22 protein-coding genes and 1 tRNA gene are annotated in these 18611 nt (G+C 44.0%); 15 read left to right on the forward strand and 8 right to left on the reverse strand.

The annotated features are described in order from the left end of the window. From HMPREF3179_RS12415 to HMPREF3179_RS09405, 8 genes are all read left to right on the forward strand, one after another. Positions 1-248 (forward strand): hypothetical protein (locus tag HMPREF3179_RS12415; protein ID WP_210398768.1); only part of this gene is annotated, 248 nt, incomplete at its 5' end. Beyond that, a complete protein-coding gene (locus HMPREF3179_RS09375; protein ID WP_070470894.1) occupies positions 232-420 on the forward strand; it encodes a hypothetical protein in 189 nt (62 codons plus the stop codon). The genes HMPREF3179_RS12415 and HMPREF3179_RS09375, both read left to right, overlap by 17 nt. Positions 421-510: 90 nt before the next feature. After that, positions 511-813 (forward strand): hypothetical protein, encoded by a 303-nt coding sequence (locus tag HMPREF3179_RS09380; RefSeq protein WP_070470896.1) that lies wholly within the window; start codon positions 511-513, stop codon positions 811-813. After that, positions 813-1556 (forward strand): hypothetical protein, encoded by a 744-nt coding sequence (locus HMPREF3179_RS09385; RefSeq protein WP_070470898.1) that lies wholly within the window; start codon positions 813-815, stop codon positions 1554-1556. Before HMPREF3179_RS09380 ends, HMPREF3179_RS09385 begins: the two co-directional genes overlap by 1 nt. Before the next feature lie 17 nt (positions 1557-1573). Next, complete coding sequence (locus tag HMPREF3179_RS09390) at positions 1574-2023, forward strand: hypothetical protein (protein WP_070470900.1); 450 nt, start codon at positions 1574-1576, stop codon at positions 2021-2023. A gap of 11 nt (positions 2024-2034) precedes the next feature. After that, positions 2035-3603 (forward strand): BspA family leucine-rich repeat surface protein, encoded by a 1569-nt coding sequence (locus HMPREF3179_RS12420; protein ID WP_210398769.1) that lies wholly within the window; start codon positions 2035-2037, stop codon positions 3601-3603. Then, positions 3603-4208, forward strand: a complete 606-nt coding sequence (locus HMPREF3179_RS09400; RefSeq protein WP_070470906.1) for a DUF4376 domain-containing protein — start codon at positions 3603-3605, stop codon at positions 4206-4208. The genes HMPREF3179_RS12420 and HMPREF3179_RS09400 overlap by 1 nt, the downstream gene beginning before the upstream one ends. Further along, positions 4201-4458: a hypothetical protein gene (locus HMPREF3179_RS09405; protein ID WP_070470909.1), complete on the forward strand. Its 258-nt coding sequence runs from the start codon at positions 4201-4203 to the stop codon at positions 4456-4458. Before HMPREF3179_RS09400 ends, HMPREF3179_RS09405 begins: the two co-directional genes overlap by 8 nt. A 30-nt stretch (positions 4459-4488) precedes the next feature. Here HMPREF3179_RS09405 and HMPREF3179_RS09410 read toward each other — a convergent pair whose 3' ends face one another. The 4 genes from HMPREF3179_RS09410 to HMPREF3179_RS12600 all read right to left on the reverse strand — a co-directional run bounded on the left by HMPREF3179_RS09410 (position 4489) and on the right by HMPREF3179_RS12600 (position 6993). After that, positions 4489-4881, reverse strand: a complete 393-nt coding sequence (locus tag HMPREF3179_RS09410) for a hypothetical protein (RefSeq protein WP_070470911.1) — start codon at positions 4879-4881, stop codon at positions 4489-4491. Between the two features lie 57 nt (positions 4882-4938). Further along, positions 4939-6654, reverse strand: a complete 1716-nt coding sequence (locus HMPREF3179_RS12535) for a DNA cytosine methyltransferase (RefSeq protein WP_083290745.1) — start codon at positions 6652-6654, stop codon at positions 4939-4941. 124 nt (positions 6655-6778) lie between these two features. Continuing rightward, positions 6779-6852, reverse strand: a tRNA-Gly gene (locus HMPREF3179_RS09420). A 6-nt stretch (positions 6853-6858) separates the two neighbouring features. Next, positions 6859-6993, reverse strand: a complete 135-nt coding sequence (locus HMPREF3179_RS12600) for a hypothetical protein (RefSeq protein WP_256388755.1) — start codon at positions 6991-6993, stop codon at positions 6859-6861. 109 nt (positions 6994-7102) lie between these two features. On the opposite strand from HMPREF3179_RS12600, the gene HMPREF3179_RS09425 reads away from it, so the two are divergent. Genes HMPREF3179_RS09425 through HMPREF3179_RS09440 form a run of 4 tightly spaced genes read left to right on the forward strand, consistent with a single transcriptional unit; the run spans position 7103 to position 8701 of the window. Beyond that, positions 7103-7564: a lysozyme gene (locus HMPREF3179_RS09425; protein WP_070470966.1), complete on the forward strand. Its 462-nt coding sequence runs from the start codon at positions 7103-7105 to the stop codon at positions 7562-7564. After that, positions 7565-8005: a hypothetical protein gene (locus HMPREF3179_RS09430; protein ID WP_048769229.1), complete on the forward strand. Its 441-nt coding sequence runs from the start codon at positions 7565-7567 to the stop codon at positions 8003-8005. It abuts the gene before it with no gap. Continuing rightward, complete coding sequence (locus HMPREF3179_RS09435) at positions 7989-8363, forward strand: hypothetical protein (protein ID WP_048769234.1); 375 nt, start codon at positions 7989-7991, stop codon at positions 8361-8363. Before HMPREF3179_RS09430 ends, HMPREF3179_RS09435 begins: the two co-directional genes overlap by 17 nt. 2 nt (positions 8364-8365) lie before the next feature. Further along, positions 8366-8701, forward strand: coding sequence for a hypothetical protein (locus HMPREF3179_RS09440; protein WP_070470915.1), 336 nt, complete (start codon positions 8366-8368; stop codon positions 8699-8701). A 351-nt stretch (positions 8702-9052) separates the two neighbouring features. On the opposite strand, the gene tldD is transcribed toward HMPREF3179_RS09440, so the two are convergent. Further along, complete coding sequence (gene tldD / locus HMPREF3179_RS09450; RefSeq protein ID WP_141743468.1) at positions 9053-10504, reverse strand: metalloprotease TldD; 1452 nt, start codon at positions 10502-10504, stop codon at positions 9053-9055. Positions 10505-10644: 140 nt separating this feature from the next. After that, positions 10645-11355, reverse strand: coding sequence for a DUF4136 domain-containing protein (locus HMPREF3179_RS09455; RefSeq protein ID WP_018025686.1), 711 nt, complete (start codon positions 11353-11355; stop codon positions 10645-10647). 184 nt (positions 11356-11539) lie between these two features. On the opposite strand from HMPREF3179_RS09455, the gene pepN reads away from it, so the two are divergent. Then, positions 11540-14257, forward strand: a complete 2718-nt coding sequence (pepN, locus tag HMPREF3179_RS09460) for an aminopeptidase N (RefSeq protein WP_070470920.1) — start codon at positions 11540-11542, stop codon at positions 14255-14257. A 24-nt stretch (positions 14258-14281) separates the two neighbouring features. Further along, positions 14282-15289 carry a class 1 fructose-bisphosphatase gene (locus tag HMPREF3179_RS09465; RefSeq protein WP_036558458.1) on the forward strand — a complete coding sequence of 336 codons (1008 nt, stop codon included), beginning with the start codon at positions 14282-14284 and terminating at the stop codon, positions 15287-15289. A gap of 64 nt (positions 15290-15353) precedes the next feature. Here the strand turns inward: HMPREF3179_RS09465 and HMPREF3179_RS09470 are convergent, their stop codons facing one another. Further along, on the reverse strand, positions 15354-16340 hold the full coding sequence (locus HMPREF3179_RS09470; RefSeq protein ID WP_036558461.1) for a quinone oxidoreductase family protein: 987 nt from the start codon (positions 16338-16340) through the stop codon (positions 15354-15356). A gap of 183 nt (positions 16341-16523) precedes the next feature. Between HMPREF3179_RS09470 and HMPREF3179_RS09475 the strand changes: the two genes are divergently transcribed. Beyond that, the gene (locus HMPREF3179_RS09475) at positions 16524-17033 is read left to right on the forward strand and encodes a MarR family winged helix-turn-helix transcriptional regulator (protein WP_246824434.1); all 510 of its coding nucleotides are present in this window, start codon (positions 16524-16526) and stop codon (positions 17031-17033) included. Positions 17034-17089: 56 nt separating this feature from the next. Here the strand turns inward: HMPREF3179_RS09475 and HMPREF3179_RS09480 are convergent, their stop codons facing one another. Continuing rightward, positions 17090-18586, reverse strand: coding sequence for a helicase HerA-like domain-containing protein (locus tag HMPREF3179_RS09480; RefSeq protein ID WP_070470924.1), 1497 nt, complete (start codon positions 18584-18586; stop codon positions 17090-17092). Between the last annotated feature and the right edge of the window lie 25 nt (positions 18587-18611).

An 18611-nucleotide genomic window follows, 5' to 3' on the forward strand; every position in this document is an offset into this window, starting at 1 on the left:
AAGCCGATCCCGCCACGCAATACATCAAAAACGGCCAAATAACAGACCGCCCAATTCAGCAAACAAAGCTCAATGGATTAACCCTCTCAAACTTACCTGTCCCCTGTACTATCCTTATTAACGGCACACCTTATGAGTGCGATAGCGACACGGCAGAGCTTGAGTTTGACCAACCGACTACCTACACAATACGTGTCGAAGCATGGCCTTATCAAGACTGGGAGACTGCATATGAAAATAAAGCATAAAGAAGATCCAATACCACATAGAAGGTCTAGCTATCATTATGTAGGTGACCAGTTAGACGCTATCTATAAAGGGTTTGTAGCAATACAAAATCAAGGTATTAAACTACCTAAAGAAACAGAAGATTGGATTAACTATATAGCTAGTATTAAAGAGAAATTCCCTCATCATTGAATCTAAGATTTCTATTTATAATCAAGACATTAAAACACCAAATGTGTTACAATAGTTTAACCTTAAGAACTACAATAATAAAGAAAGGTTATGAGCATTAACTTGGTAGAAGGTGATATTACGCCTGTAATACACATCGAAGTAACGGAACCGGGAAGGACGGTAGATCTATCAAGAGACACCGTGTTAATTCACACACGACGTGTTGGTACGACAGGACCTGTAAGGACCATTCCCGGTCAGGTGCATGAAGCAAACAAAATCAAAGTCCCTTTACCTGAAGGTTTTACAGATGAAGTTGGGGATTTTGAAGCCGAGGTTGAAATTGTTGGTCGTCAAACCATTTACGGCACCTTTAACTTTAAAGTTAGGGAAAGATACCCAGATAAGTAATGTTGTACTTAAAGGTTGATTTTCCTCTCGCAAGAACTAAGGTAGAGTTTACCGAGAAAAGGTTAGTTGCAAGTTTAAATCAACTAACCTTGAAGGCTTGGTTGGTATCTACGTCTAATGATTTTTCTGAATTTGATGAAACTACGTTAATTGACCTAATAAACGTAGCAGCTAACTTCGGTTACACAAGTAAATCAACTATTTCTGATAGCTTAAATTTAAACCTTCCGATTCCCGTAGTAGAAGACAAGTCGCAATCTAAAGATGCCATCAAGTTTACTTTACCTAAACTTGAGTTTATGGACGTTAACGTTAATTACTCTAAACCAAAAATAGGGCTTCCATCGCCAACGTTAAAGGAGACTTCAAGATCGTTTGAGAGAGTAAGTACTAATATACCAAACCCAACCTTGAAAGATCTCGTGATGTTGCAATCGAAGGCAACGATTTATATTAGATATAGAACTCATAGTCTTTCTGAAATTAGAAGCATAGCGTTGGCTTTATCCTCATTTCCATTGAAGGACTTAAACAAGACGTACGATTATTTGACTTGTGGGTCACAACTCAAACCTAAAAGTACTACCCACTTGCTAGAACAGTTGCAATATGAATTAAGTTTACCTAGCAAGGACCAATCTAAAATATTGTCTGAGGTTGAAATAAAGATACCTGATGATTACGCCATTAATTATTTTGGCGAGTCTTACAACCTCGGCTCTTATAAAACTACCTATAACTAGAACAATAAGGAGTTCATATGAAAAGTTTTAACCACAGCAAAGGCGTAATTACAGTTATCCGCCATACACCTTCTGGGGATATTGTTGACGTTACACAAAACATGGAAGTTCGTACGGGTGCAGAACATCGAGCGAAAGTATTCAATGGGGAAGCCAGTCAAACAATCACTCACATTGAGCTTGGGTCAGGGGTAAACGAAGTTGACTTTGAAAACACAAACCTAACTTCCCCTCTTTCTGATGCTAAAGCTGATGTTCAAGTTAGTAGAAATGGTCACGTACTTACTTACACTGCTGAATTTCCTGCTGGTAAAGCAACAGGAGCAATTACCGAGTTAGGTTTGTTTGCAGGGGAAGTTTTATGTAACAGAGCAACCAGACCTGTGATCAACAAGCTTGAAAACGAATCAATTACAGTGATTTGGTCAACAGAGTCTGTGCCTGCTGGTCAATATTCTTCTATATAATGGTGGCTGTAATGGTAGGAATCACCTATAGAAGAGTCAAACAAGATCGTTTGACAAACGATGAAGTAGACAATAACTTCCAATTCCTTGATGAAAAAATCGACAATAGTTTCCAACAAGTAAGGACTATTCTTGACGAAAAAGTTAATAACCTAGGTGACTTAGCTAAGCTGAAAACGACAGGGGAAATATCTAAGTATCTCAATGCTAAAGGTGAATGGGCGGAGTTAATAATCCCAGAATACTCCACAGCTACTAGTACTACTTCAGGGTTAATGTCTGCATCAGATAAGATCAAATTAGATCGAATTAACGTAGATTCTTTTGGTATTGATTTAGATATTTCAATCCAAGTAACCTTATTTGCACCCTTTTCATTGTCAAGGGCAGGTGTATGGGAATTTAGCGCTGACGGTATTACTTGGAACAAAACAGGCAACTTAGTTGCTAATACGCCTTACTACATAAAGAACTCAAATCTATCCCCTTCTATTACCGATTTTTCATTAAGAAATCATATTAAAGAGATTCTTTATTGGGGCGAGAATATTACGCAGCTAACCAATATTGGGGGTAATGAACTAGTCTCTGTTCCTGATTATTTACCTCCTAAAGTTACTAGCTTACGAAGAATGTTCGCAGGGGCTAAGAAATTTAACCACCATAATATAAGAAATTGGAACACTTCTAATGTTACGGATTTCTCTAGCATGTTTGAAGAATTAACATCCTTTAATCAAGACATTAGCAGCTGGAACACAACCTCAGTCCTTAACATGAACAGAATGTTCTACGGAGCAACTTCATTTAATCAGGACCTCTCTAGGTGGGATGGTTCTAATGCCTCTAATGCAGATTTTGCCGCTGGTTCCGGATTTGAAGAAGATACTTCCAAACACCCTATGTGGGCTCCTCCTATTATTTTTAAAAGTAACGGTGAAGGAAAGCCTCTAACTTATGTATCTACGATTTCCGCAGAGGAAGATAAGTTTTATCAATTAGCAGGGAAATGGTATTACATTGCAGCGGACAGGATAAATAATAATGACAATTGGGCAGGTAAACAACCTAGATATGCAAGAAGGCTAATTGAATTTTATGAGTTGTTTGGCGGTGAAACATCAAAATTATCTATTATTGATAATTACCTACACATAACAATACAAGATAAGCATGGAGTTACCAAAACAATTCCCCTGTCTCAAGTAATAACTTCTAGGCTTACTAAATACTTGCCGTTAGATTTTGGACTTTTCGATAATAAAAATAATTTCGTTCCTACTCCTGTTGGTACAATTGCTGACATTAGTACTTGGGACACCAGTAATTTAATTAGTCTTCATCTATTCTTAGCAGATGGGCATGTATACGTAACGGATATCAGCCAATGGAATACCTCTAAGGTAACTAATATGGATCTTGCTTTCGAAAATAATAGTACCTTCAATCAGGACCTCTCAAAGTGGTGTGTTCCCCTAATCAAAACAAAGCCTATTGGATTTGCAGAAGGGTCTCCCCTAGAAAATTCACCTGAAAAACACCCTAAATGGGGTACTTGTCCTAGAGGGGAGAACCGATAATGTATATCCGTTTTACAGAGCATAATTATGTGTTTATTGATAGACCTGACTGGATTGGTGATGATAATAAACCAATGTCCGATGAGGCACTAGCAGAACAAGGTATATACAAAGTTATTGATATTAAACCAGAGTATGATGAGAGAACGCATACCATTGAACTCTCTAATGCAAGGACTTGGAAGCAAGAAGGTATTCAATACATTGCAGAGTATGATCTTAAACCAATTGATTTAAATATTCTAAAAAACGAAATTAAGAATAAAATTACAGAGAAGCGGTGGGAAGTCATGACGGGAGGTTTAAAACTTCCTAACGGTACTCGAATTGCTACCACTGTAGAAGATCAAAATAGAATCTCAACGGTAGTTTCTAACTCTCATTTAGCTGGTTTAACCAAAGAATCAAAAGTAGATTTTAAAGCTAAAAGTGGTTGGGTAACTCTAACCATTGGTGAATTAGAAATGATTACAGGCTTAATTGGTAATTTCTTACAGCGGTGCTATACAGCTGAGAGACAGCATCACGAAGCAGTAGATGCTTTAAGTGATGGTTTAGCTATTGTTGATTATGATTTTAATAAAGGTTGGAATGATAATGAGTAAACGTACATTTGGTTATCAAATTCCAATTGCTATTGATCAGTTATTCAATACACTTTTAGCTGGACATGCTGATGAAACTCTATCAGCAAGAGCTTGGCGAATGCAGCATTTAAAGAAACGCTGGGCATTGATGAAACGTATGATTGATTTACTTTTCTTTTGGCAAGAAGATCACTGCTATCAATCTTACCTTTCTGAGAAGGAGCGTAAGCATTACCCAGAATACTATAAGAAATATAACACTAAATAATAAAAGCCCTCTTGCAAGAGGGCTTTAAAATTACACTTCCACAAATCCTTTGTGTTTAAACTTGTTTAACTTTCTAACTGATCCATCAGGCTGAATTTCCTCCACGCTCATGCGCTCAGAAAATGCATAAACAGGCACCACACTGTGACTTTTGAGTGCATTTTCTAATGCACTCATTAAGTATGGCGCACCTCCGATCATCGCCTTAAAAAAAGACGGATCGTCATCGTCATTGCCAAGACCATTAAACATCACCAGTAGCGCAATATCATGTGCTCTGTCCTCTATTTCTTGAGAACTTGGTAAATGTTCAAAAGTTAGCAAGCTCTTGAGCATCTCAAGTTGTTCACCATGCAAGTCAACAACCCCTGCCTCAATTTGGTCTGGGGTTGCTGGGTGCTGTGTTAAGTTTAAAATTTTCATATGCAATCTCCTAATCAATAAACTTTATTATGCCCCATCAAGGTATGTCCTCTAGTTTTAGCAAGCTTGTGATTTTACGGCATCATCTATACGTTTACCTATCCATCTAGCGACAGGTACTGCCCAGCTATTGCCAAGCGCCTTGTATCGGTGCCCCTCTGGGCATTCCTCTGCGGGTTTATTGCGCCAAGGGATTTGCGTATATTTATCGGGGAATCCCATCAGTCGTTCACACTCCACTGGGGTTAGCCTGCGTACTTGATAGGCTGGCGGATTCAACACCGCCACGGCATGGTGGTGGTTGCTTGTTAGGGTGTTTTGCGGATCGTATGGATCTCCGATGCCTGATCCCATGCGAGGATTAAGGTCATCGCTTGGTCGACCCTGTATGGTCATACTGTTTAGAGGCAGGACAACGGTTTGCGTTGCCACCGCAACGGCATGGCGATCAGCAGATGTTTGCGTAAAGCAAACGCCCGTATCATCATAGCCTGAACCTTGCGGGCCATTCTCTGGTTTTCTGCCTACCATGCTCCCTTGGATGGCAATCGCCTGATTCACTACCCCACCTCCGTTATCTGATCTCAACGTTGGCGCTAAGTTTTCGGTAGCGTCTCGGAAATAGTCGTTTTGAGTACCTGCTATAACGACTGACTGAGCTTGTGGGCTGAATGTATCCAGCGCCCCTAACACATCACCACTCACAGGGTCTTGTCTGCTATTAAAAGCTATAACCCCATGCTTATCAGTAGCCGTTTGTGCTGGCGCTATCTCGTACATAAATTGAGTGCTATTACCTCCGTTTTCCGGCTTTCGTCCAATCCAATTGCCAGGTACACCGAACGCAACCAAGTCCGTGTAACTCTTATAATCCCTTGCCATCATCGTGCTTGCAGTTTCGTCTTGTATATAGCTTTCAAACGTCAGCTTTCTAAAGCCTGTTTGGTTAGTGCTTGCTATATCTGCGGGCCATTTTACTTTATCATGCGTAACCAGTGTTTCGCTCCCTCCACCCAAATCACCTCCTGCGGCTCGTAGTGTGCCTACCCCCTCGGAGTATCCACCGAAGCTTGAAGACGTAAAGCCTGTTCCAACATTTCCGGTAGCTTCTTGCCCCGTTTCTCTGCTCGGTTGAGTATCCCTGCGCACGCCGTCGAACTCAAAAAGTATTTCTGCGGGACTGAAGTCCTCTCTAGCACTTGCGACAAGAAACACACGCTTGCGTCGTTGGGCCAGTCCGAAGTATTGGGCGTCAAGCAATCGCCATGCGATTGTTCTTTCGGGGCCAAGCACAGCACCTGCGTTCGTCCATCTTTTCCCTGATGGGATAAGTGCTTCATCTTCTCCGGCAAGTGCACCAAGCAAGCATCCAAAGGCGTTTGTCTTGTCGCTGAAGATCCCCGGTACGTTTTCATATAGGACGATGACGGGCGGACGGTTGTGTTTGCGTCTGATGGCGTCTGCATGATTAATTATCTCCGTAAAAGTTAAAGTTAGGTTTCCGCGTTCGTCGTTTAGACCACCCCGAGCACCTGCCACAGAGAACGACTGGCAAGGTGGGCCACCTACGATCATATCTGCGTCTCGGAAATACTCCTCTGGCCACTCACGAAACGCTGTCATGTCGCCCTTATTAGGCACGTCGGGATAGTGATGGGCTAACACTTCGCCAGGGAATTTTTCAATCTCTGAAAAGCAAATGGCTTGCCAACCAAGAGGGTTAAACGCAACACTTGCAGCTTCAATGCCTGAGCAGATACTTAAAAAATTCATAGCTATAAATATAATTTATTTTGAAAAATAATACACCAAATATTTAGTGTCAACTTTTTTTGATTAAAAATTAAAAGTTTAAGGTAAATAAAACCTCTTGATTCAAGAGGTTTTTAAAGTTGTTTGGAGCGGACTAAGGGAATCGAACCCTTTTTAACTGCTTGGAAGGCAGCCACCTAGCCAATCGGTCAAGCCCGCAACAAGTCAAATCTTGCAAGATTCACACTCAGAATCTTCTTCTGTCACTGCTTCAGCGTCTTGAGCTTCCATGCGCTCTTTATTCGCTTTCTCAATCTCGTCAAAATCCGTGTTTTTCAAGAACTCTAAATCTTCAGACATAACTGGTATACACCCTAAAATTAAATGTTACGCTAGATATTATTACCTATAAATGCTAAAATGTCAACATTGACAAACTCTATAAAAATAATAAGTCATGAACACACACTTGAAAGTATCTGAAAAAGGTAAAGCCTTAATCAAAGAATTTGAGGGATTGAGACTAAACTCCTATCAAGACTCTGTCGGTGTTTGGACCATAGGTTATGGTCATACAGGTACCGCAAAACCAAACCAAACCATCACTGAAAAACAAGCTGACGAGTTACTTGACAAAGATATTGTACGCTTTGAAGACTCGGTTAAAAAAGCAGTGAAAGTTCCTCTCACACAAAATCAATTTGATGCCCTTGTATCAATTGTATTTAATGTGGGTGAGGGAGCTTCCCATAAATCGGGCATCATAAGACTTAAAGACGGTCAACCTTCCACGCTACTCAAGCGATTAAACAGCGGAGATTACTTAGGAGCGGCACTTGCATTTCATAGTTGGAAGTACGCTGGAGGTCGTGTATTACGAGGGTTAGAACGAAGACGAGAGGCAGAATTCAAACTTTTCATGGGGAAATAAGTGGAAGGAAACATTAATGAAATCCCTTCTTGGGTCTCCCTGATTACAACTTACTTAGGAGTCCCTTTAGGTGTTGCCGTCATCTTGGCTATTGCTTGGGTCTCTATCAAGTTGGCTTGGAATCTTTACAAAGTACACGACGCTCGCTCTGATGGTTCAGTATCCTCTTTTGAACACTTGAACAGAATCCTTGAAAACAGAGATAGAGAAGTTGAAAGGCTTACCCGTCTTGCTTCCGAAGCAAACGATAGAGCGGCCGAAGCTTACAAAGAACGAAACGATGCCGTGGCTAACGCTAGAGCGCAGGAAGTTAGGATTGAGATTTTAACCGAGCAAATTAATGTCCAAAGCAAGCGAATCAAGGAGCTTGAACAACAGGTAATGGAGTTAACAAACAAAGTAACAGAGCTATTGGAGGTTGTACATGAGAATTCTAACTAGAGAATTAACAAGAAATCCAAAAAAATTTAGATCGGTCATGTGTTCCTTGATTGTGATAATCCTACTGTGTTTTACATCTCTCGGATTCATTGGGGGGTATGCTTTACGGTCGGCAGATCTCCGCTTCTACCTTGCCGTAGAAAAACACAAGTTTGACTTGCTGGCAGGGGTTGTGGTCGACCGTATGCCGTCCATCATACAGTCAATTATCGACTTGCAATATAAAGGGGTATCAAAAGAAGAAAAAATAAAAGACAAAGAAGAACATATAAACAGTCTGAAAAGCACAATTAACCAATTACGAGAAATTGATGCAAAAGATAAAAATGTGCTCGAAAGGTTCAAGGAGTTTGAGTAAGTATGGAAATTGGTAGAACTACGTTTGCCGCAATCATGTTAATCGTTCTTTTGACTCTTCCCAGTTGGTTTTATGGTTACATTCAAGGGCAAAACAAAATCACAGCCAAATGGGAAGCAGAAAAGAAAAAACAACTTGAAGATACACTACAAAACCTAAACCTTGGACTTAACATGAGTTATAAGTTGGGGCTGCAATACGAACAAGAAAGGGAGGAAGTTAGATATGTTACAAGAACACTGGTTAAAGAGGTACCTAAATACATCAAAGATACTTCTAGTTGCCCTAAGTTGCCTGACGGTTGGGGCGTGCTCCACGACTTCGGTGCAAATCCTTGAAGATAAAGCCCCTCCTCCTTCAAATTTGATGCAACCCCCACCGCCACTTCAAACGTTGAACAAAGAAAACCCTACGCCTGAAGAAGCGATTGAGGTTGTTCTGTTGAACTACGGCTTATATCACGAGATTTCTCTACGTTTGCAAGGTTTGCAAGCTTACGTCAATGAAGTTATCTTGCAAAACAACTAGTCCCCCAGTTAGTCCCCTATAAAACAAAACCCGTTATAACCATTTGATTTGTAACGGGATTTTTTATCAGCCATTATTGTATTGCAACAAAATGAAAAATGCCTAATCTCGCTACATTTTTTATTAATAATTCAGCAATTAATCATTGATGAAACAATCGATTAGGCGGTACCGCCGACAGTTAAACCATCAATCCGGATGCTCGGCATGCCAACACCAACCGGCACACTCTGACCATCCTTACCACATGTACCTACCCCAGAATCCAGCTGTAAATCGTTACCGATCATTGACACTTGATTCATGGCCTCAATGCCACTACCGATGAGAGTCGCCCCCTTGACGGGGTAAGTTACCTTACCGTCTTCAATTCGATAGGCAACGGAGGCGGAAAACACGAATTTACCACTGGTAATATCGACCTGACCACCGCCAAAATTTACCGCATAAATACCGTCTTTTACAGAGGCAATGATTTCCTCAGGGTCCTTGTCGCCAGCCAACATATAGGTATTGGTCATGCGTGGCATCGGCAAATGCGCATAGGATTCTCGGCGACCATTACCAGTGACTGAGGTTTTCATCAGACGGGCGTTGAGCGTATCCTGCATATAGCCACGTAAAATACCGTCTTCAATTAATACATTGTGCTGGGTAGGATTACCCTCATCATCAATATTTAAAGAGCCACGACGATCGCTCATGGTGCCGTCATCAATCACGGTGACCCCCTTGGAGGCAACCTGCTCCCCAATACGACCAGAGAATACGCTAGAGCCCTTACGGTTAAAGTCACCCTCTAACCCATGCCCCACTGCCTCATGTAATAAAATACCAGGCCAGCCTGGACCTAATACCACCGTCATCTGACCAGCGGGTGCAGGACGGGCTTCGAGATTAAGTAAAGCATCATCAACCGCACGATTAACGTACTCATCTATCAGTGCATCCGTAAAGTAGTTTAAACCAAAACGCCCGCCGCCCCCAGCAGCCGCACTTTCACGCTTACCATTTTGTTCAACCACGACATTGACATTTAAACGCACCAGCGGACGCACATCGGCCACCAAACGACCATCACTACCGGCGATAAGCACTACATCGCGCACTGCGTTGAGACTCGCCATCACTTGAATCACTCGGGGGTCACGTGCACGTGCCAGGCGCTCTAGCTTTTCCAGTAGTGCAACTTTAGCCTCAGCGCTCATGGACTCCAACGGATTGTCTACGCCATACAGCTGATGTGCGACAGATTGCTTGGTTTTAACCTGCACGGCACGTTCACGGGAACCATGATCAGCAATGGTTTTAACGGTTGCCGCCGCCTCTAATAACGCCTCGGGCGAGAGCTTATCAGAATAAGCGAAGGCGGTTTTTTCATCTACGACCGCACGCACGCCCACGCCCTGATCAATAGTAAAAGAGCCTGACTTGACAATCCCCTCCTCTAGGGACCAGCCCTCACTGCTACTATGCTGAAAATAAAGATCAGCATAATCCACCTGATGGCTAAACATCTCCGCCATGGCACTTTCCAAATGGCCTTCATCAATGCCCCATGGCTCTAGTAGCAAGGACTTGGCAATCAGCATGGCACTCTCAGGCTCGGGCATGACTAAGGGTGTCGCTAACGGCGACGCTTGATTTTTAACTAGGGACTGTAAACTCATGTAGATTTAACTCATTAACTCGAATAAATTTTTGTACTAATGCTTTGCGATGGAGCAAAAAACTAAAGACCGCAATTAAACACTTACTTGGGCGCAGTCTGAGACGGCGAGCCTTTGGGCTGAAGCGTATTGAATTCAGCTGCCGCACCCAAACCACCACCCGGTGCATCTAAATCAAAGACAATCTCACGCACACCTGCGCTTTGACCAGGATAACCGTCAAACACCGCTGCCATTAAATAAGGCATCACCTGCACTAAGGGCGCTTGACTGCTAGCGGCTACCGTTGACTGATAAACAGGTTGACCATCAGCGCGACGGCTAATCACGGCCTGTAAGGTGTAGTAATTATAATTTACTTGGCGGACCGTAGAGCCGTGGTAGAAGTTAGGATAGAACATCATACTGCCATAAAAATGGCTACTAGGCCAATAACCAAAGCCCATATAGGGATAAAAGAAAAAAGGATCGGGATCGTAATCTCGCACTAACTGCTGACGACGCTCACTGCTGTAGTTAAAATCCACCAAATAATCGGCCTTGGCTGCAGAAGTCGCTTGATATAGTCCTGTACGGTGCATATTTTGCTGCAGTAGATTAGCATAGGCACCACGCTCAAGATTCTGCGAATCACTGTGCTTAAGCGCATAACTCGCCCCCGGCGTGGCACCGCCAAGTTGCTGAAATACCTCCTGCTGCACGGTAAAGGTATTGGAGCCTGCACAAGCCGTTAAAAACACGCTCGCAAAAAGTGCTAAAACGCGCCGGGGTCTTTGTGAATTAAATCTTTTCATCGCCTTAGTTACCTATAAGAAAGTTGCTAATCATTGTATAGGATTTGCTATTGATAAAAAACCTTAGGAAATTTACCTGAAGAAACTTTCTATGCTGTTTTGTCGCTTCTGCTATTCACCTATAATAGTCTATACCGTACAAAGTACCTAACGATTATATTTATAGCATCAATAGATTAAGCTTATGAGCACAAAGCAAGCCACCACAACCTATCGTCAAGATTATCAAGCCTATCCCTTTGAAATTAAAAAAGTCAGTCTCGAGTTCAATTTAGCACCAGATAAAACACTGGTTCATAGTGTTATGCAGGTGCAAAGCAAACAGGATATCCCACAGGATATGTTGTTAAACGGCGAGGAGCTTGAGCTGATCGCCATCGCTCGTAACGGCATCCCACTCAGTGAAAATGACTATCATTTAGATGAGGATGGTTTAAGGATTTTCAACTGTGTGGGCGAGTTTGAACTACAAATCAGCTGCAGCAATCAACCCGAACAAAATAAAACCTTGATGGGCTTATATCGGTCGGGTGGCTATTTTTATACACAATGTGAGGCCGAGGGCTTTAGACGCATCACCTTTTACCCTGACCGACCGGATGTGATGAGTGAGTTTCAGGTGAGTTTACGTGCTCCTAAAGCAGATTATCCTATTTTACTATCCAATGGCAATCTGCTTAGCCAATCGGATTTAGCCGATGGCTATCATGAGGCCATCTGGCACGATCCCTTTAGAAAACCCGCGTATCTCTTTGCGCTAGTGGCCGGCGATTTTGATTTAAGGGAAAAAACAGTCACCCTGGCTGACGGCCGTGAGGTGTTATTACAAATATACAGCGATAAAGGCACTTATCAACAGACCGAATGGGCTTTAGACTGCTTAGAGCGATCCATCCGCTGGGATGAAACACGCTTTGACTTAAGTCTGGATCTCGATCGTTTTATGATCGTGGCGGTCAGTGATTTTAATATGGGCGCCATGGAGAACAAGGGCTTAAACATTTTCAATACCGCCTATGTCTTAGCTGAACCACAAACCGCCACCGATGCGAACTATGCCGGCATTGAATCGGTGATCGGTCATGAGTACTTCCATAACTGGACCGGCAACCGTGTCACGTGTCGTGACTGGTTTCAGTTAAGCTTAAAAGAGGGGCTGACAGTCTTTAGAGATCAGGAGTTCTCGGCCGATATGATGAGCATGGGCTTAACTGAGGAAGCGGCCAAAACAGCCCGTGCGGTTAAACGCATTGAGGATGTGACGGTGTTAAAAACATATCAGTTTCCTGAGGATGCCGGTCCGATGGCCCACCCGATCCGCCCTAATAGTTATGAGGAAATCAGCAATTTCTACACCCATACCGTTTATGAAAAAGGTGCAGAGGTTATCCGCATGCTTCATACCATCTTGGGGGAGGAGCTATTCCAACAGGGAATTAAGGAGTACTTCCGCCGTCACGATGGTCAGGCAGTGACCTGCGATGATTTTGTCGATGCGATGGAATGGGCCTACCAACAAGCCAACGCAACAGCTGATTTAAGCGTATTTAGACGTTGGTATCAACAAGCCGGCACACCTAAGGTCACGCTACAAACACAGTATGACAGTGCCACCAAACGCTACCGCCTCAGTATGCAACAAAGCTGCCCCAAGGTAGGTGTAGAAACGCTTAGCCTCGAGTTTGAGAAACTCCCCTTTCATATCCCGATTAAAGTGGCATTGATGGATACTGAAGGCAAGCCGCTCCCCTTTAAGTATCAGGGAGGTCATTACGAGGAGGTGCTGCTCCATTTAAGCGAGGCCTCCCAGGAGTTTGTCTTTGAAGGCGTTGAGACTAAGCCCGTACCCTCTTTACTACGTAACTTCTCGGCCCCTGTCATCATTGATTATGCCTATCAGCAGGATGAGTTAATGCTGCTTGCTGCACATGATAGCGATCACTACAATCGTTGGTATACAGCACAAAGCATAGCCGCCGCTGAAATTAAGCGCTTATATGAGTTAGCGAATTTAGCTGACTATGAGGCAGCGAGCTTGCCCTTGAATCCACACGTGCTAGCGCTTTGGCGCCGCAACCTACAGGATCCCGCCTTAGATGCCGCGTATCGTACGGTACTACTGAGCTTACCCGGTATTAAAATGCTGATGGAGCAAATTGAGTCACTAGATCCGCTACGCCTAGCATCTGCTTATGAACTTTTTCAAAAGGCCTTGGCCTACCAACTACGAGAGCAATGGTGGAATAGCTATGTTGAACTCAATAGCAACACCCCCTATAAGGTCAATGCCATCGAAGCGGGACATCGTCGTCTTAAAAACCTTGCGCTAAGCCAGTTAGTAGCGATTCAGGATGAGGCTGCGCTAAAAGCGGCTGAGACTCAGTTTGAGACGGCAGACAATATGACCGATCGCCTCGCTGCACTGTCAGCGCTCGTCAATTACGGTGATAGCACAAGCGATCGCTTGCCGTTAAATACCTTTTACGAATCCTATCAACAAAATGCCCTTGTGATTGATAAGTGGTTTGCACTGCAAGCTACGTCACTACAAAGTGAGTTAAAAGATATTCAGGGACTGATGGCGCACCCGGCATTCAATCTCAGTAATCCGAACCGCGCCCGTAGTCTGATTTTCCAATTCTGCTTAAACAATATCAAAGGCTTCCATCGTCCGGATGGTAAATCCTATCTGTTCTGGGCTGATCAGGTACTACAAATTGATGAGTTTAACCCTGAAATTGCTGCGCGCCTAGCCCGGGTAATGGATAATTGGACCCATTATGCCGAACCCTATCAGTCCTTAATGAAAAATGCCTTGGAGCAAATTGCTGCTCAGCCTGCTATTTCTAAAAATTTACGTGAAATTGTGCATAAAACCTTAAATCTCACGCATACAGATTAAATCATTTATTTTTTAGGACCAACCATGTCAAATCAAAGCTTATCAGATTATTTAAACCGCTTACAAAGCCAAAACCACAGTAATGAGGAGCTCAACGGACTCCTGATGGCAGTTAGTAACTCCTGCAAAACCATCAGCAATAAAGTGGCTAAAGGCGCACTAGCCGGTGTCTTAGGCACCCTAGGCTCAGAAAATGTACAAGGCGAGGTGCAAAAAAAGCTGGATGTGATTGCTAATGATATTTTATTAGCCGAAAGTGGCCGCAATGGCTTTTTAGCCGGCGTCGCCTCAGAGGAAATGGATACTTTTTATAGTCTTAAAGAGGCACCTAAAACGGGGAATTATTTATTACTCTTTGACCCCTTAGACGGTTCGTCTAATATCGATATTAATGCCCCTATCGGTACAATTTTCTCTATTTTAAAATCACCTAACAATGCGCAAGAACTGAGCGAAGCAGATTTTCTACAAGCTGGTCATCAACAAGTTGCTGCTGGTTATGCCATTTACGGTCCACAGACCATTCTGATTCTGACGCTTGGTCAGGGGGTCGTAGGCTTTACCTACGATAGAGAAAGTGATCAATGGCTACTAACACAAGAACAAATTACCATCCCCGCTGAGACCCGGGAATTTGCTATTAATATGTCGAATTACCGCCATTGGGCAACTCCGGTGCGTGATTACATTGATGATTGCCTTGCCGGTGCGACCGGTCCACGTGAGAAAAACTTCAATATGCGCTGGGTTGCTTCTATGGTAGCGGATGTGCACCGTATCCTAATGCGTGGTGGGATTTTTATGTACCCATGGGATGCGCGCGAGCCACAAAAAGCGGGTAAATTACGTCTGATGTATGAGGCCAATCCTATGAGCTTTTTAATTGAGCAAGCCGGTGGTCTATCAACCGACTGCACACAACGTATTTTAGATATTCAACCGAGCGAATTACATCAACGCGTGAGCGTGTGTTTGGGCTCTAAAAACGAGGTCGAACTGGTCTTAAAATATCATCAAGAGCATGTCGCCTAAAGCTTGATTTATGAAGGCAGCTTAACTCAGTTTAAGCTGCCTTCATTATGATGGGCTAAGCGCACTAATCAATGGTCAACACGGTTGAACCAGTGGTGCGCCCTGCGGCTAAGTCCTCATGCGCTTTTGCTACATCCACCAAAGGTACCCGTTGATCGATACGCACCTTGATATTGCCCGCAAGCACTTGCTCAAATAGCTCATCTGCCGCTTGCTGCATCAACTCACGAGTATTCACATAAGCACCGACGGTTGGACGCGTCACATAGAGGGAACCCTTGCTTGCCAAAATGCCGAGATTAACCCCAGTCACCGCACCGGATGCATTACCAAAGCTCACTAATAAACCACGTGGTTTTAAGCAATTAAGTGAGGTTTCGAAGGTATCCTTACCCACCCCATCATAGACCACAGGTAGTTTATCACCTTGCGTGAGCTCTAACACTCGCGCTGCAACATCCTCTTGACGATAATTAATCATCTCCCACGCACCGTGCGCTTTGGCTAAGGCAATTTTCTCGGCGCTTGAAGCGGTACCGATCACCTTCACACCCAGGGCCTTAGCCCATTGGGTTGCAATTAAACCGACCCCACCGGCAGCGGCATGAAATAAAATCGTCTCTCCAGCCTGTACTCTATAGGTCTGACGTAATAAATACCATGCGGTTAAGCCCTTTAGCATAATCGCCGCACCCTCCTCAAAGGAGATTTGCTCAGGTAATTTAACCACTTGAAAGGCAGGCATATTGCGCAATAATGCATAAGCACCGATAGGACTTTGACCATAGGCCACGCGATCGCCGACTTTTAAGTGACTCACCTCACTACCCACCGCTGTCACGATACCACTTGCTTCAAAGCCCAAGCCATGAGGTAAAGGATGATCGTAAAGTCCGGTACGGAAGTAGATATCGATAAAATTTAAACCAACCGCTTTTTGCTCAATTTGCACTTCATTCGCCGCTGGTGCTGCCACTTCAACATCTACCCACTCCATCACGGAAGGGCCACCATGATGTTGAATTTGAATTTTGCTGCTTTTTGTACTCATAAAAATCTCCTCGATGCTATTGACCTCATCAGGTCATCATCTTCCTGAAAACCGTTACAATATCCTCTTCATATGACTTATCACTGCCTAATCAGCTTAATCGGTGCACACTGACTTTAATTGGAAAATATCAGTACATACTAGCATGCTAAAAAAAACAGTGCTAAGCAAAAACACAACGACATGATGAAACACATACAATTCGATATTAACCCACCTACGTCAGCGGATAAAAACACGGGCAATGTTTTACGCATTGTACACAAGGCAATTAATGAGAAATTGGATGAGGGACTACTACCGCTCGGTTTGACCGGGGCTCAGTGGCGCCCTATTCTGCTGTTGGGTGAGGGTAAGATCAATACGGCGGCACAATTAGCCGATGCGATTGGTGTGGACACAGGCGCCATGACACGTACGCTTGACCGCCTGGAGTGCAAGGGTCTGATTACACGCACCCGTTCACAAAAGGATAAGCGCGTGATGGAATTGAGTTTAACGGACAAAAGTCGCCATTTACGCACAGAAATCGTGGCCGTGATTGAGGATATTTTAAATCATGTATTTGCCTGTTTTGATGCCGAGGAATTTGCCCTATTTAGCAAACTCAATAAAAAGCTCCTCAAGCATAATGCACCGGCGGAGTTTGCTGTGATCTTTGCCGATGAATGTAATAAGGCTCCATCGCAGTAAGCTGCAGACAAGCTGACGGTTACGAGCCTAGAGCGTAACCGTCTCCCCGAGAGCGATTAACGTCGCTTAGCACCACCTAATAAGGATCCCAGCACACCGCGAATTAAATTACGGGTAATGCGACGAGCCTCGGTTTTTGCTACCTGCTCAACCAAGCCCTCACGACGACCACCGCGCGGACCGCTAGAGCCTAACAACACATCTTTAATCAGCCCGCCAACGCCGCCACCGGCTTGGGCTTTTTGTGCTGCCAGCGCTGCGGCTTGAGACTCCTCCTCCGCACGACGTGTCAACACCTCATAGGCCGATTCACGATCAAAGGACTGATCGTATTTGTTGCCAAATGGCGATGTCGCTCGCACTCGGGCAATTTCATCCTCTGTGGCTAAACCAATACGACTGCCGGGCGCAAACATCCAGACCCTTTCGGTAGGCGATGGTATGCCTTTAGGATCCAAAAATGATACTAAGGCCTCACCCACACCAAGCTCACTGATGCTTTGTTGGATATTTAAAGGTGGATTAGGGCGCATCGTATCCGCTGCTGTTTTGACGGCCCGCTGATCCCGTGGAGTATAGGCTCGTAGTGCATGCTGTACCCGATTACCTAACTGACCCAGTACCGCTTCCGGGATATCTAGCGGGTTTTGAGTGACAAAAAAGACCCCAACCCCTTTTGAGCGAATTAATCGCACAACTAATTCAATTCGTTCCAGTAAGGCCTTAGGGGCATTATCAAATAAAAGATGTGCCTCATCAAAGAAAAACACCAGCTTAGGCTGCTCTAGATCCCCTACTTCCGGTAAATTGTCAAAAAGCTCGGCTAATAGCCATAATAAAAATACGCCATACAGTCGCGGCGACTGCATTAACTTCTCAGCCGCAAGGATATTTACCACGCCCTGACCCTGCGTATCACAACGCATCAAATCGAAAATATCTAGCATCGGCTCACCGAAGAACTGATCGGCGCCTTGTACCTCCAACTCTAGGAGCGCACGCTGAATCGCACCCACAGAGGCCGGGGAAATATTGCCATAAGTAGGGCGTAAGCTGCGGGCATTATCCGACACAAACTGCAGCATGGAACGCAAATCCTTAAGATCCAGGAGCAGCAAACCCTCATCATCGGCCAATTTAAAGCAAATATTTAAAATACCGGTTTGGGTATCATTTAGATTCATCACCCGCGCTAATAACAGCGGTCCCATATCGCTAATGGTAGCGCGTACGGGGTGACCCTTTTCCCCAAAAACATCCCAAAACACGGTCGGACAAGCACCGAACTGCGGAGCGGGCAAACCCAATTTATCCAGTCGCTTTTGTAAGCCCTCAGACATGGAGGCTGCTTGGGTAATGCCGGATAAATCCCCCTTAACATCGGCTAAAAAAACAGGCGTACCAATGCGAGAAAAAGCCTCCGCCATCAATTGCAAGGTGACGGTTTTACCGGTACCGGTGGCACCAGTAATACATCCATGGCGATTAGCTAGTTTAGGGTATAAGACAGCATCGGTTGTGGAGTTACGTCCCAAAGCAATTGGCTGAAGCATAAAGTGTTCCTCTCAAAAAGGCTAT

Source organism: Oligella sp. HMSC09E12 (genome assembly GCF_001808505.1).
GTDB classification, from domain to species: Bacteria; Pseudomonadota; Gammaproteobacteria; order Burkholderiales; family Burkholderiaceae_B; genus Oligella; species Oligella urethralis.